Raw genomic sequence first — 14,231 nt, forward strand, 5'->3', positions numbered from 1 at the left:
CGGCGTGTCGTCCACATACGACGGCGGGCGGTCGCCTCGGGCAATGCTGCGCTCCTAGCGTCGGTGCATGACCCGATCCGCCTCCGCCCGTAGCGGCCGCGCTCCGCACTCACACACTCCGCGGGGCCAGGCGCCTGTCCGCGGCTCGGCCAGGAGACGACCCACGCCGTGGGCAGCAGCCGACCGTGGTCCGCTGCGACGGTTCATCGACCGGCGGCGGCGGACCCTCGCCGCAGCGTTCCTGTGCCTTGCGGCCGGCGCTGCCGTCTACCAGCTGACCCCTGCCTCCGCCGCGATGGTTCCCGTGGCGGTCGCAGCGCATGACGTGGCCTCAGGCGCGACCCTCTCCCCCGCTGACATCAGGCTGTCGCGCCTCCCGGCCGATTCCATGCCTCAGGGCGCCGAGCCGGACCCTTCGCGGCTTTCGGGGCAGCGGATGGCTGGCCCCGTGCGGCGCGGCGAGCCGATCACCGACGCCTCGCTCGTGGGTCCGGGACTGCTGACGGGAACTCCACCGGGCACCGCGGCAGTGCCCGTTCGCATCGCAGATCCCGGCTCCATAGGCCTCCTGAGCCCGGGCCAGCTCGTCGACCTCGTGCTCAGCCCTGACACCGGTGGGCAGGCGGCCGCCGGGACGACTCTCGCCGCGCGCGTCCCGGTACTGTCCACGGGGGCCGGAGCTCCGGGAAGCGCGGCCGGGGCGTGGCTGGGACAACGGGAGGCGGAGGGCCTCCTGGTCGTCGCGGCCTCGCCCGAGCAGGCCCTCCGCATCGCGGGGGCGTCGACGCGCGGGAAGGTCTTCTTCGTGCTTGTCGAGGCCGGCCCGAGGTGACAGCCCCGGCGGCATCCGGAGGCCTCCTCAGGCCCGGCGCGAGTTCACCCCCAGTGAGGGGGCCGCTGTTCCTTGAGCCACCTGTCGCGGTCGCGTTCACGGTACGCAGACCAGTCGGCGCGTCGCCGGCCGGACTCGGCCGGCGTCTCGTCCTCGTCCGCGGAGGTCGGGCCTGTCCCGGGGACGCTGACCCGGCGCTGGCCGCGGGGCCTCCGCAGCGGCGCCTCAGCCTCGTCGGCCACTCCGTCCTCGGACAGCGCGCCGCCCTCGGGCGCCGCTCCGGAGTCGGCCTCGGGGGCTTCGGGTGCTGCGTCGGCGGAGGCGTCGGATTCCTCCGCCCCCACGGGCTCCCCAGGAGCCTCGCGCTCGTCCGGCCTCGGCTCGCTGGCTTCAGCGTCCATGCCGCTGGCCTCCTCTCCCTGGGCCCCGTGCTGGTCCACGTGCAGCGGCGCGGCCAGGTCGGTGTCGTCGGCGGCGTGGCTGCCTCGTGTGTGGGCCTCGGACGGGGTGGACTCCCCTTCGCGAGCACCATAGGGGTCGCTGCCGGTGCGCGCTTCGATGGCGCTGTCGACGCGCGAGGCGATGTCGGCGGGCGTCCCGAGGAGGAAACCGGCGGAACCGCCCTCGTCGGCGTGGGTCTCGAGGCCGAGGTCCGCCGCGATCATGTCCGCACAGCTGCTCGGGTCCGTGAACACCTCGATCGTCCACAGCGTCATATGCTTCCAGCCGAGCCGCTCGAACAGTTCCGGCCTCTGCCGGGTGCGCTCGCGCACGCTCATGCGCCGGTAGCGCTCTGTCCCGTCGGACTCCACGGCGACGGGGATGCTCGCCTCATGGTCGTCGCGGCCCATGGTCAGGAGCGGGTCTATGGCCGCCGCCATGTCGACCGCGCCGTCGTAGTGGTGCCAGACCCGGGCCCCGCGGGACGCAAGCCGGTCACCGAGGTCGGTCACGAGCGGGTCGGCACCGAGCGCCTCAGCGCTCGCTGCGGCGCGGGTTGCCCTCGTCCCGAGATCCGTGGTGCCCGCGATCTCACGGTCGAGCAACTCGTAGAAGTCCACTGCGCCCTCGCTGAGGCGAGTGACATCCAGTTCGGAGGGCTGGAAGCAGCTCAGCACGTGCATGCTGTGCCGCGCACGGCTCATGGCGAGGGCGAAGCGGCGGCGGCCTCCCGGCTCGCTGAGGGGACCGAAGTGGTGCATCGCCCGGCCATGGGGCGTCCGGCCGAACCCGAGCGAGAAGATGACGTGGTCCCGGACGAGCCCCCCGGCGCGGTCGACGTGCACGACCCGGAACGGCTCGTCTCCCCCACTGAAGAAGTCCCCCAGGTCGGGGTGGTTGGCCATCTGGAGGCGGATTGCCTCCCCGATCCGGGCAGCATGGTGGGCGCTCGCCGTGACGACGCCCAACGAGACTCCCGGCCGGTGGTACGCGTGCTCGAAGACGAGGTCGACGACCCTGTTCACCTCCGCCGCCACGGACTCGACACCGCCGTCCTCCCCGCTCGGCAGCCCCGTGCCGTCGGGAAGGTACTCGAGCACGAACGGACGGTCGAGGCCCGTCACGCTCGGCCCGTCCGGGAGCGCGCGGAGGGCGCCGTTGTAGAAGCGGTGGCTGAGCTGGAGCCCGAGGTCCTCATCGACGCCGCGGTACACCGTCCGCAGGGCACCCCGCGGAAGCACGCGCTTGAGCGCTCCGAGGGCGCTCTCGACCGGGGCCGTCGGCGCCTGGCCGGGCTGCTGCTCGACGCCCACGGAGAACGGACGGGGATTGGCCACCTGCGCGTCACCGAAGGCAACGACCTGGGTGGCCCGGCCCACGGCCGGGAGGGCCGCCCTGAGCGGCATGGAGTCCGCATCGAGGATGACGACGGCGTCGAACCGATGGTCGGCCGGCAGCGCGGCCGAGAGGGCATAGGGGCTGCAGGTCCAGACCGGGACCAACGGCCGCAGGAGCCGGGGCGACTGGCGCTCGAGGGCGGCCAGGCTGATGCGCCCGTCCTTGAGCAGGGACCTCAGCGCGTCGGCCTCCCGCGGGTGGCGCTCGATCGCGTCTGCCCACTCGCGGGCAAGCCTCCACCTGAGCTTGGCGCTCCCGCTGGCGATGTGGGCGCGGTCGGCGCGCCGGAACTCGGACTCGGCCCTGCGGAGCTGCTCGCCGTCGGACATGGCCAGATAGTCGTCGCCGCTGATCATGGCCTCGAGGACCGACTGCCACCACGCGAGCTCGAGCTCGGCGGCGACGACGGATGCGGGCGCCTCACGTTCGGACAGGTCGGCCAGCAGGTCCCCGAGTCCGCGTTCGCGGAGCTGGTCCTCAAGCAGGGTCCGCTCCGGGAGCGACTGGAGGGTCGGCGAGTCCTCGGCCAGGGCAGCGAGCCGGGCCTTCAGCTGCTCGACCGGGGCCTCGAGGAGGCGCCCACCGCCCGCCGTGGGGCGCAGCACGGCGCCGAGGCGGTCGAGGCCCTTGGCAGCGGCGACGTACGCCTCCCGGAGCTCCGCAAGGCCGGAGGGCACCGAGGGGTGCCGCTGCGACGTCGCATACGCTGCCCAGCGCTCCCGCTGGGCCTGCACGAGGATGAGCGAGCTGTGGAGGTCGGCCAGGTGGACGCCCGGGCGGACGTACTCCTTCGCCACCCGGCGGAGGCGCGAGCGCTGCATCGCGGTCACCTCGATGCCGCGTTCCCTGCGCCAGGCGGAGGGGGCCGTCGCGGCGATCAGGTCGTTGACCGGCCTGTCGAAGATGTCCGGGGTGAACTTGTCCAGACTCTCCCGCACCGCGACCAGGAGCTCGAGCTGCTCGCCCCAGCCGCCGACCGTCGTCTCGAGCCGGATCGACGCATGCTCCGCCACGGCGGCCATGCGCTCTCCCAGGGCGGGAACGTCCTCCGCCAGGCGGCTCGCGAGCTCGCGCGCGTCGTCCGTCTCGCGCCGGGTCAGCAGCCGGGCGCCGTGCCAGGGGCTGTCCGCAGCCTCAGGGCTGAAGCTTCCGAGCTCGGCGGCCCTGCGGAGCCTTTCGCTGAGCTCGGCCCGGTCCTTGATGCTGTCCAGCACGCTGCGCTTGAGCCGCACGGTCGTGGCGGGAGCCGGATGGAGGGACGTGAGGGCCGCGAGGGACTGCATGGCCTGGTAGGGCGAGCAGCCCCAGCGCTCGCGCACGTTGTGGAGGGACGCGACATGGTCGACCAGCTGGTGCCGGCGCTCCCGCAGCACGCGGTGGATGTTCTCGAGCCGCGGCTTCTCCGACTTCTCGTTGCGCACGATCGCGCGGACGATCTGCTGGCGCAGCTGGCCTGCCGTGATCGTTGCCCCGAGCTGCAGCACGAGGGAGCCGAGCCCGAGGGATTCGCACGCGCGGTGCAGCTCGGCGAGGCTCGCGCGCCGTTCGGCCACCACCAGCACGGACCGGCCGGCATCGACCAGGGCCGCGAGGGCGTTCACTGCCGTCTGGGTCTGTCCCGTCCCGGGCGGTGCCTCCACCACGAGCGACTGCCCGTCCCTGACCGCGTCGACGACGAGCTGCTGGTCCTCGTCGGCGTCGAGGACGAGGAACTCGTCCGCCGGGTCCCGCTCGTCCAGTCCCGGGAAGCGGTCCACATCGAGCGGCTCCGGGGCGGGATGGAGCGAGCCATCCGTGGAGGCGAGCGCAGCCAGGACGGGGTGCGCCGAGGTGATCGACGGGTCCTCGAGGGACTCCTCGAGGTCGGCGAACGTCGAGACGAGGAGCCGCGGGTCGACCTGGGCGCCGGCAATGGGGTGGAGGAGCGCACGGACGCGCTCGATGACAGGCTGCGGGTCGAGGCGTGCCGTGCTGTAGGCCGAGCGCTCGATCGCCGCGACGTCGACCTCCATCCGGTGCACCGAGCGGAGGTGCCGCACGAGGGCGGGGTTGAGGCGAGCCTGCTCGGTGAGCTTGAGCTCGAAGTCGTCCTGCTCTGGCCGCACGGTGAGCGCGACGGCGGCGAGCAGCACGGGTGCACTGACCCGGCGGGGGCGCCCGCCGACCGCGGAGGTCCAGCTCGCGAGGCCTGCAGCGAGGTGGCCGGCGTCCACTCCGCGCTCGTTGGCGAGCTCGTACGATTTCGCCCGCAGGTTCCGGGCCGCGCGGGCGGCACGGGTGTACTCCTGCCGGTCCCGCAGCAGTGTGGAGAGGCGGGTCCGGCGGCCGGCCAGGAGCTGCGCGAGCCCGGAGGCGTGCGCGTGCGTCAGGTCGATGCTTCCGTCGGCGCCCGGGTAGTAGGAGAGCATCGTGTCCGGGCCCGTGACGCCGGGCAGCGCGGACAGCCACGCCTCGAGGCGGGCGTCGGCCTCCGGATTCGTCGTCTCGGACACGTGTGGGCTCTCCTCCGCGCCAGCGAGGGCGCTGGCTCGCTTGCCTGTGGACCATCTCGGCATAGCTTCGAGGTTAGCCTGTCAAGACCCGCTCCCGGGCCGTGCAACGCTGTGGGTTGCGGAAACATGGCCGCGGCCGTGGCCGGAAACCGGCGGAAGGCCAGCGCACAGAGCGACGGCCGGCGCTCCAGAAGCGGAGTGCCGGCCGTGCGGGGCCCGAGGGGGCTATTCCCATTCGATGGTTCCCGGGGGCTTGCTCGTGACGTCCAGAACGACCCGGTTGACCCCGTCGACCTCGTTGGTGATGCGGTTCGAGATCCGAGCGAGCAGGTCGAAGGGGAGCCGGGACCAGTCGGCGGTCATGGCGTCCTCGCTCGAGACGGGGCGCAGCACGATCGGGTGGCCGTAGGTGCGGCCATCGCCCTGGACGCCCACGCTGCGGACGTCGGCGAGGAGGACCACGGGCATCTGCCAGACCTCGTTGTCGAGGCCGGCGGCCGTGAGCTCGGCGCGGCCGATCGCGTCGGCCTTGCGGAGGAGTTCGAGCCGCTCCGCCGTGACCTCTCCGACGATGCGGATGCCGAGGCCAGGCCCCGGGAACGGCTGGCGGCCGACAATCTCCTCGGGCAGGCCCAGCTGGCGGCCCACGGCACGGACCTCGTCCTTGAAGAGCGTCCGCAGCGGCTCGACGAGCTCGAAGCGGAGGTCCTCGGGGAGCCCCCCGACGTTGTGGTGGCTCTTGATGTTGGCCGCGCCCTCGCCCCCGCCGGACTCGACGACGTCGGGGTAGAGCGTGCCCTGGACGAGGAACTTGATCTGCTCGCCGGAGGCCTTGGCCTCGGCGATGATGGCCCGCTCGGCCTCCTCGAAGGCACGGATGAACTCGCGCCCGATGATCTTTCGCTTCTGCTCCGGATCGGTGACGCCCGCAAGAGCGGACAGGAAGCGCTCCTGCTCGTTCGCGACATACAGGTTGACGCCCGTAGCGGCGACGAAGTCGCGCTCGACCTGCTCTGCCTCGCCCTCGCGGAGGAGGCCGTGGTCGACGAAGACGCAGGTGAGCTGGTCGCCGACAGCGCGCTGGACGAGTGCTGCGGCGACGGCAGAGTCGACGCCGCCGGACAGGCCGCAGATGACGCGCGCGTGGCCGACCTGCTGGCGGATCCGCTCGACCTGCTCCTCGACGATGTTGCCCGTGGTCCAGTTGGGCTCGAGCCCGGCCACCTCGAAGAGGAAGTTCTCGAGGACCTTCTGTCCGAACTCGGAGTGCTTGACCTCCGGGTGCCACTGGACACCGCCGAGGGACTTCTCCGGGTTCACGAACGCAGCGACGGGCGCCCCCGCAGTCGTGGCGAGGATCTCGAAGCCCTCAGGCGCGGTGTGCACCGAGTCTCCGTGGCTCATCCACGTGTTCTGGACCGCCGGGATGCCGGCCAGGAGGGAATGCGGGTCGCCGACGGCGGTCGCGACAGTCGAGCCGTATTCGCGCAGCCCCGTCTGCGCCACGGTGCCGCCGAGGGCATTGGCCATGGCCTGGAACCCGTAGCAGATGCCGAAGACCGGCACGCCGCCCTCGAAGAGGTCGGCGCCGACGCGCGGGGCGCCCTCGGCGTAGACGCTCGAGGGTCCCCCGGAGAGGATGATGGCGGCGGGATTCTTGGCCAGGATCTGCTCGGTGGTCAGCGTGTGCGGGACGATCTCCGAATACACGTTGGCCTCGCGCACGCGGCGCGCGATGAGCTGCGCGTACTGGGCCCCGTAGTCCACCACCAGCACCGGCCTGTGGGCGGTCTGCACCGGGTGCGATTCCGCCGAGGTCTGGGAAGCTGTAGTCACCCTATCTAGGGTAGCGGAACACCCGCGGCCGCCCGTGGCCGCGGTGGCCTGCGTCTCATCCCCGCGGGACCCCGCCACCCCCGGATCGTCAGTAGCGCTGGCCGGCGTCCGGGTGCGCCTCGAGCTCGCGCTCGGCCTCGGCATGCATGCGCTTCTCGACGAAGAAGCTCAGGAACGGCACGACGCCGCCGAGCGCCATGAGCACGAAGCGTCCGAACGGCCAGCGCATGAGCGACCAGAGGCGGAAGTTCGAGATGATGTACACGACGTACATCCAGCCGTGGACGATGAGGATCGCGAGGGACACGTTCAGCCCGCCGAGGACCCCGGCCGGCTCGGCGTCCGCGAATCCGAAGCCGAAGGGCGCGCCGGTGAAAGCGTCGGTGCCGCCGGCATAGAGGAACTTCCCGAAGCCGTAGCGGGCGATCATCTCGGCGCACAGCAGGAGCAGCATGGTGCCCGTCGCGTAGGCGAGCACGCGGTAGAACTTCAGGGCCGAGCGGATCTGGGCGACGGTTCCGCCGAAGCGGCGCTGCCCTGTGGTGCCGCCGGTCGCGGGCTTGGGTTCGATCACGGTGTTCCTCCGGTCTCGGTCGGCTGGGGGCTTCCCTCCGACTCTGCGTCTGCCCGCGCATCGGCGAGGGCGTCCTGGGTCCGCTCGTAGTCATCCCGCACGAGGCGCCACCACAGGAAGAGGGCGAAGCCTGCGAACACGACCCACTCGACGGCGTAGAAGATGTTGAGCCAGTTCACCGGCTGCTCAGCCGGCTGGGCGGCCACCGAGAGCGGCTCGAGGCTGCCCTGCGCGGGCAGGGGATGCCCGTCGGACGCCGCCACGGTCTCGGTGGCGGTCACGAAGCCCGGGTAGCTGGGCACGTCCCACAGGTTGATGAGCTGGGCGACCGAGAGGGCGCCGACCTCGCCGTCGAATGCGTCCTGGACCGGTTTGGGAGCCTCCGAGGGCAGGAGCCTCCCGGTGAGGCGCACCGCGCCCGACGGCGGCGGGCCCGCCTGCTCGGGGGAGGCAATCCAGCCTCGCGCCACCGGGATGACGGTGCCGCCCTCGCCCCCGACCTGGGGCGCGCCGTCGACCGTGAACGCGCTGACGACCCACCATCCCTTGCGGCCGTCCTGCAGCCGGTCGCGGACGAGGACCTGACGGGAGGCATCGAAGGACCCGGTCGCGGTGACCATCTGGTCAGCGGCGGTGGCGGGGAAGAACTGCCCGGGGTCGAGGACGCCGGTGAGCGGGCGCGTCTCCTCGGTCGTCGACACAGCTGGCGGCGCCTCCGACACGGAGCGGGAGAACTGCCACTGGCTGAGGGCCACAAAAACCCACGAGACGAGGAGCGCTCCCACCAGGGCCGCGATCCACTTGGGTTTGAGGGCGGTACGGAGCACCCATTAACGGTACTCCGACAAGCTGTAGAAAACCCAAATGGCCCCGGCCCGGGGGATCCCCTAGTGGTCGGCGAAGACGAGCGAGGAGTTGATCAGCTCGGAGATGATGTCCGCGTCGTTCGCCCGCCGGAGCGACTCGCGGTAGCCCTCCTTGGACAGCGAGCGGGCGAGGTCGGCGAGGACCTCCAGGTGCGCAGAGAAGGACGCCGCGGGCGTCGCGATGAGGAGGACCACGTTGGCGGGGCCGTCGAGGGCACCGAAGTCGAGGGCGTGCCCGTACTTCGTCACCCCGACCGCGATGGACGGCACGGTGACGTGCTGGCTCCGGGCATGGGGAAGCCCGATCCCTCCCGGGAGGCCAGTGGCGAGCTGGTGCTCGCGCGCGCTGACGTCGGCCAGGAACGCGTCGAGGTCGTCGATCCGCCCTTCGGCGTACAGCCTCGCTGCGAGCTGGCGGGCCGCATCCACCCGGTCCTCCGCGACCATTTCGAGGATGACCAGGCCCGGCGTGGTGAGCTGGGCGTCATAGCGGTCGAATGGTCCTTGGGGCATGGGCCTACTTTACCGGGAGGATGTCGTCGACCCCCATCCGGGCGGCGTCCGCGGACTCGTCGTCCGGCTGCTGCTGGCTCAGGCGCTCGGCGCGGACTCGCGCGAGGTAGTGGGCCACCTCGTTGTCCCTCTGGACCTGGCTCCAGCCGAGCAGCGGCGCCATGAGGTCGGCGACCACCGGGACGGCAGAGACGCCCCGGTCCCAGGCCTCGATGGAGATCCGCGTGCGTCGGGTCAGGACGTCGTGGACGTGCCGGGCGCCCTCGTGGGTGGTGGCGTACACGACCTCGGCGCCGAGGTAGTCGTCGGCCCCCGGGAGGGGCTCGGCGAGCTCGGGCCGGGCCTTGATGAGGTCTAGGACCTCCCCCGCGAGCGACCCGTACCGGTTGAGGAGGTGCTCGACCCTCGCGACGTGGACGCCGGCCCGGTCGGCGAGCCGCTGGCGGCGGTTCCAGACTGCGCGGAAGCCGTCCGCGCCGAGGAGGGGAATGCGGTCGGTGCAGCTGGCGGGGACGCGCTCGTCCATGGCTCGGGTGGCCTCGTCCACGGCGTCCCGGGCCATCACCCGGTAGGTGGTGAACTTGCCCCCGGCGACGACGACGAGGCCCGGCACCGGATGGGCGACGACGTGCTCGCGGGAGAGCTTCGCGGTGGAGTCGTTCTCGCCCGCGAGGAGCGGCCGGAGTCCCGCGTACACGCCCTCGACATCCTCACGGGTGAGCGGCCGCTTGAGGACCTTGTTGACCCGCTCGAGGACGTAGTCGATGTCCTTGCTCGACGCCGCCGGGTGGGCCTTGTCGAGCCTCCAGTCGGTGTCCGTGGTGCCGATGATCCAGTGGCGGCCCCACGGGATGACGAACAGCACCGACTTCTCGGTGCGCAGGATGAGCCCGACGGTGGACTGGAAGCGGTCACGCGGGACGACGAGGTGGATGCCCTTGGACGCCCGGACCTTGAGCTGGCCGCGGTCGGTCACGAGGGCCTGCGTCTCGTCGGTCCACACCCCGGTGGCGTTGATGACCTGCTTGGCCCGGATGTCGAACTCCGTGCCGTCCTCCTGGTTCTTCACGCGGGCCCCGACGACGTGCTCGCCCTCGTGGAGGAAGTCGACGACGGCGAGCCGGTTCACGGCGTGGGCGCCGTAGTGCGCCGCGGTGCGCACGACGTTCACGACCATGCGGGCGTCGTCGACCTGCGCGTCGTAGTAGCGCACGGAGCCGACCATCACGTCGTCGCGCAGGCTCGGGGCCGCGCGCAGGGTGCCGCGCCTGAACAGGTGCTTGTGGACCGGGACGCCGTTCGAGCGCCCGCCCGTGAGGCCGAGCGTGTCGTAGAGGAGCATCCCCATGCCGACGTAGGGGCGCTCCCAGAAGCGGTGGGTGAGCGGGTAGAGGAACGGCACCGGGCGGACCAGGTGCGGCGCGATGCGGGTCAGCAGCAGGCTGCGCTCCTGGAGCGCTTCCTGCACGAGCCCGAAGTCGAGCATCTCGAGGTAGCGCAGGCCGCCGTGGATGAGCTTCGAGGAGCGCGACGACGTCCCCGAGGACCAGTCGCGCTGCTCGACGATCCCGACCTCGAGCCCGCGGGTCGCGGCGTCGAGGGCGGCGCCGGCGCCGACGATCCCGCCGCCGACGATCAGGACATCGAGTTCCTTGCCGGGCTCGACGCTCTCCCGCAGACGGGCGAGCGAGGCGTCGCGGTATTCCGGGCTGAGCTGTCCTGTCATGGTCGGTGCCCCCTGATTCGCGTGGTCGGGTCCGTCAGCTCCCGGAGTGCGGCGAGACGACGACGTCGACCCGCTGGAACTCCTTGAGGTCCGAGTACCCCGTGGTGGCCATGGCGCGGCGGAGCATCCCGATGAGGTTGCTCGTGCCGTCGGTGTGATGGCCGGGACCGAAGAGGACCTCCTCCATGGGCCCGACCGTGCCGACGTTGACGCGCTCTCCGCGCGGCGTCTCGAGGTGGTGCGCCTCCGCACCCCAGTGCCATCCGCGGCCGGGCGCCTCCTCGGCGCGGGCGAGCGCGGAGCCGAGCATGACGGCGTCCGCCCCCATCGCGATGGCCTTGACGATGTCGCCCGAGGTGCCCATCCCGCCGTCGGCGATCACGTGCACGTAGCGGCCGCCGGACTCGTCCATGTAGTCGCGGCGCGCGGCAGCGGCATCGCTGATCGCCGAGGCGAGCGGCGAGTGGATGCCGAGCGCGCGGCGGGTCGTCGTCGTCGCGCCTCCGCCGAAGCCGACCAGGACGCCCGCGGCGCCGGTGCGCATGAGGTGCAGGGCCGGGGTGTAGCCGGCGGCGCCGCCGACGATCACGGGGACGTCGAGCTCGTAGATGAACTTCTTGAGGTTGAGCGGCTCCTGGTTCTTGGAGACGTGCTCGGCCGAGACGGTGGTGCCGCGGATCACGAAGAGGTCGACGCCGGCGGCGAGGACGGTCTTGTAGTGCTGGACGGTGCCCGACGGCGTGAGGGCGCCCGCGACCGTGACGCCCGAGGCGCGGATCTCTTCCAGGCGCGCCGTGATGAGCTCCGGATTCACGGGCTGGGTGTAGATCTCCTGGAGCCTGCGCGTGACGGCCGAGCCCGCGGGCTCTCCCCTCAGGCCCGAGATCTCCTCGAGCACAGGCTGCGGGTCCTCGTAGCGGGTCCACAGCCCCTCGAGGTCGAGCACGCCGAGGCCGCCGAGCTTGCCCATCGTGATGGCCGAGGCCGGCGACATGACGGAGTCCATCGGAGCGGCGATCACCGGCATCTCGAAGCGGTACGCATCGATCTGCCACGAGACGGACACGTCCTGGGGGTCGCGGGTCCGGCGGTTCGCGACGATCGCAATGTCGTCGAGGGAATAGGCGCGGCGCCCGCGCTTGCCGCGGCCGATCTCGATCTCGTAAGTCACGGCCCTAGCTTACGTGAGCGGCTCGCCCTGCCCCGGTCCCGGCCGCCTCCTCGCCGCGTCGAGGCATGCGGCTGCGCAAGGTGACAGAAGGCGAAGAGCCATTTACAGAATGTGACAGGGTGCGTAGTGTGGTCTGCTGTTCCGAGGCCACCACCACGAGGAGAGCCATGGGGAACATCGCACGTCGTATCCAGGTCGCGGTCGCGGCTGCAGCACTCGCCGCCGCCGGCGCCGTCTCGGCCACCCCCGCGACGGCCGCGCCGGACGCGGGAGGCACGGCCCCGCCGTCGTCCGCGCCGGCGGCCAGCGTCCAGAACGCCCTCCCGGGGCAGCGCTACTCGCAGTTCATCGCCCAGTACAGGCCCGGCCCCCCGAGCGCCAGCGCGAGCGAGCGGGCCAAGGCCTGGGGCCGCGCGGCCCAGCGGCTGGGGATCAGCCCCCGCGAGGTCCGCACGCTCGCGACGGGCGCGACCCTCATCGCCGTGGACAGGACGCTCGACGACGCCGAGGCCACCGGCTTCATGAACGATCTGGCGGCCTCGGGCGCGATCGAGTACGTCGAGCCTGACGCCCGCATGACGGCGAGCCTGACACCCAACGACCCGGGATACCCGCAGCAGTGGGACTTCAGCGGGACGAACGGGATGCGCATCCCCGGCGCGTGGGACGTCTCGACAGGGACCGGCGCCGTCGTGGCCGTCCTCGACACGGGCATCACCGCCCACCCCGACCTCGACGCGAACGTCCTGCCCGGCTATGACTTCGTCTCCGACCCGGCAACGGCGCGCGACGGCGACGGCCGCGACCCGTTCCCGCAGGACGAGGGCGACTGGTACGCGGCCGGGGAATGCGGCGGGACGGCGGCCGCGAACTCGTCGTGGCATGGCACCCATGTGGCGGGGACGGTGGCGGCCGTGACGGGCAACGGCACGGGAGTCGCCGGGACCGCGCCCGACGCCCGCGTCGAACCGCTGCGGGTGCTGGGCAAATGCGGGGGCATGCTCTCGGACATCGCCGATGCCATCGTGTGGGCCGCGGGCGGGGACGTGGCCGGCGTCCCCCCGAACCTCTTCCCCGCCGCCGTGGTCAACATGAGCCTCGGCGGCCCCGGGACGTGCGGGGCCACGTACCAGAACGCGATCGACGCCGCGGTCGCCCGGGGCACCACAGTGGTCGTGGCCGCCGGGAACGAGGCGCAGGACGCCGCGAACGTGCGCCCGGCCAACTGCGCGAACGTCGTCACGGTCGCGGCGAGCAACCCGAGCGGGGGTCTCTCCTACTACTCCAACTACGGCGCCTCGGTGGACCTCACGGCGCCGGGCGGAGACGTGCGCGTCTCGGGAGGGGGCATCCTCTCGACCCTCAACACGGGCAAGACGGTGCCCGCGGACCCGGCGTACGCGTTCTACCAGGGCACGTCCATGGCCGCCCCGCACGTTGCCGGCCTGGCGGCGCTGCTGAAGTCGGCGAATCCCTCGCTCACCCCTGCGCAGGTGGAGTCGACGCTCAAGCAGGGGGCCCGCCCCCTCCCCGGCTGCTCGCTGGGCTGCGGTGCTGGGCTCTCCGACGCGACGGCGACCATGGCCCTGATCAATGCGCCGGTCCCCGCGCCGAATGTGCCCGCGGTGGTTCCGTGGAAGGACTACACCAAGGACGGCAAGAACGACGTCGTGGCGATCGAGTCCGGCGGCACCGGCTGGGTCTACCCCGGCAACGGCACCGGCGGCTGGCTCACCCGCATCAGCTCCGGAACCTGGACCGGCCTGTCCCTGACCACCGCCACCCGCGACCTCGACGGCGACGGCATCAGCGACCTCGTCGCCCGCGACACCAACGGCACCCTCTGGCTCTACCCCGGCAACGGCACCGGCGGCTGGAAGGCACGCACCCAGCTCGCCACCGCCCTGGGCACCGCCAACCTCATCACCGCCCCCGGAGACTTCACCGGCGACGGCAAGAGCGACCTCCTGGCCCGCGACACCACCGGCGCCCTCTGGCTCTACCCCGGCACCGGCACCGGCACCCTCGCCACCCGCACCCAGGTCGGCTGGGGCTGGGACACCATGAACGCCATCACCAGCACCGGGGACTTCAACGGCGACGGCAAGAGCGACGTCCTCGCCCGCGACGCCAACGGCGCCCTCTGGCTCTACCCCGGCACCGGCACCGGAGGCTTCGGCACCCGCACCCAGGTCGGCTCCGGCTGGGGCGTCATGAACGCCATCCTCGGCATCGGCGACTTCAACGGCGACGGCAAGAACGACATCCTCGCCCGCGACACCGCCTCCGGAGGCCTCTACCTCTACCCCGGCAACGGCACCGGCGGCTGGCTCACCCGCACCCAGGTCGGCTGGGGCTGGAACGGCCTCACCCTCCCCTGAC

The 14,231-nt window shown here is 72.2% G+C and carries 9 protein-coding genes; 2 read left to right on the top strand and 7 right to left on the bottom strand.

Annotation, left to right across the window (positions count from 1 at the left end; all coding sequences use genetic code 11):
- Positions 1-67: 67 nt before the first annotated feature.
- Positions 68-832: a Flp pilus assembly protein CpaB gene (cpaB, locus tag CGQ25_RS10980; protein ID WP_208709651.1), complete on the top strand. Its 765-nt coding sequence runs from the start codon at positions 68-70 to the stop codon at positions 830-832.
- Positions 833-876: 44 nt separating this feature from the next.
- Here cpaB and CGQ25_RS10985 read toward each other — a convergent pair whose 3' ends face one another.
- From CGQ25_RS10985 to CGQ25_RS11015, 7 genes are all read right to left on the bottom strand, one after another.
- Entirely contained in the window at positions 877-5,226 is a 4,350-nt protein-coding gene (locus tag CGQ25_RS10985; RefSeq protein WP_208709653.1) for a DUF4011 domain-containing protein, read from the bottom strand.
- Positions 5,227-5,388: 162 nt separating this feature from the next.
- Positions 5,389-6,939, bottom strand: a complete 1,551-nt coding sequence (guaA, locus tag CGQ25_RS10990) for a glutamine-hydrolyzing GMP synthase (RefSeq protein ID WP_208713045.1) — start codon at positions 6,937-6,939, stop codon at positions 5,389-5,391.
- A 148-nt stretch (positions 6,940-7,087) separates the two neighbouring features.
- The gene (locus tag CGQ25_RS10995; protein WP_208709655.1) at positions 7,088-7,573 is read right to left on the bottom strand and encodes a DUF3817 domain-containing protein; all 486 of its coding nucleotides are present in this window, start codon (positions 7,571-7,573) and stop codon (positions 7,088-7,090) included.
- The gene (locus CGQ25_RS11000) at positions 7,570-8,400 is read right to left on the bottom strand and encodes an SURF1 family protein (RefSeq protein ID WP_208709657.1); all 831 of its coding nucleotides are present in this window, start codon (positions 8,398-8,400) and stop codon (positions 7,570-7,572) included. The genes CGQ25_RS10995 and CGQ25_RS11000 overlap by 4 nt, the downstream gene beginning before the upstream one ends.
- Before the next feature lie 60 nt (positions 8,401-8,460).
- A complete protein-coding gene (locus CGQ25_RS11005; protein WP_208709659.1) occupies positions 8,461-8,952 on the bottom strand; it encodes a PTS sugar transporter subunit IIA in 492 nt (163 codons plus the stop codon).
- Between the two features lie 4 nt (positions 8,953-8,956).
- Positions 8,957-10,678: a glycerol-3-phosphate dehydrogenase/oxidase gene (locus CGQ25_RS11010; RefSeq protein ID WP_208709661.1), complete on the bottom strand. Its 1,722-nt coding sequence runs from the start codon at positions 10,676-10,678 to the stop codon at positions 8,957-8,959.
- Between the two features lie 34 nt (positions 10,679-10,712).
- Positions 10,713-11,849: a GuaB3 family IMP dehydrogenase-related protein gene (locus tag CGQ25_RS11015; RefSeq protein ID WP_208709663.1), complete on the bottom strand. Its 1,137-nt coding sequence runs from the start codon at positions 11,847-11,849 to the stop codon at positions 10,713-10,715.
- 167 nt (positions 11,850-12,016) lie between these two features.
- On the opposite strand from CGQ25_RS11015, the gene CGQ25_RS18470 reads away from it, so the two are divergent.
- Positions 12,017-14,230: a S8 family serine peptidase gene (locus tag CGQ25_RS18470; RefSeq protein ID WP_255405254.1), complete on the top strand. Its 2,214-nt coding sequence runs from the start codon at positions 12,017-12,019 to the stop codon at positions 14,228-14,230.
- Position 14,231: the final 1 nt, after the last annotated feature.

It is taken from the genome of Sinomonas sp. R1AF57, from assembly GCF_002224485.1.
In the GTDB taxonomy this organism is placed as follows: Bacteria; Actinomycetota; Actinomycetes; order Actinomycetales; family Micrococcaceae; genus Sinomonas; species Sinomonas flava.

Bases quoted from the DNA above. Each gene is read 5' to 3' on its own strand.
- cpaB (WP_208709651.1), top strand. From the start codon at position 68: ATGACCCGATCCGCCTCCGCCCGTAGCGGCCGCGCTCCGCACTCACAC.
- CGQ25_RS10985 (WP_208709653.1), bottom strand. From the start codon at position 5,226: ATGCCGAGATGGTCCACAGGCAAGCGAGCCAGCGCCCTCGCTGGCGCG.
- CGQ25_RS11005 (WP_208709659.1), bottom strand. From the start codon at position 8,952: ATGCCCCAAGGACCATTCGACCGCTATGACGCCCAGCTCACCACGCCG.
- CGQ25_RS11010 (WP_208709661.1), bottom strand. From the start codon at position 10,678: ATGACAGGACAGCTCAGCCCGGAATACCGCGACGCCTCGCTCGCCCGT.
- CGQ25_RS18470 (WP_255405254.1), top strand. From the start codon at position 12,017: ATGGGGAACATCGCACGTCGTATCCAGGTCGCGGTCGCGGCTGCAGCA.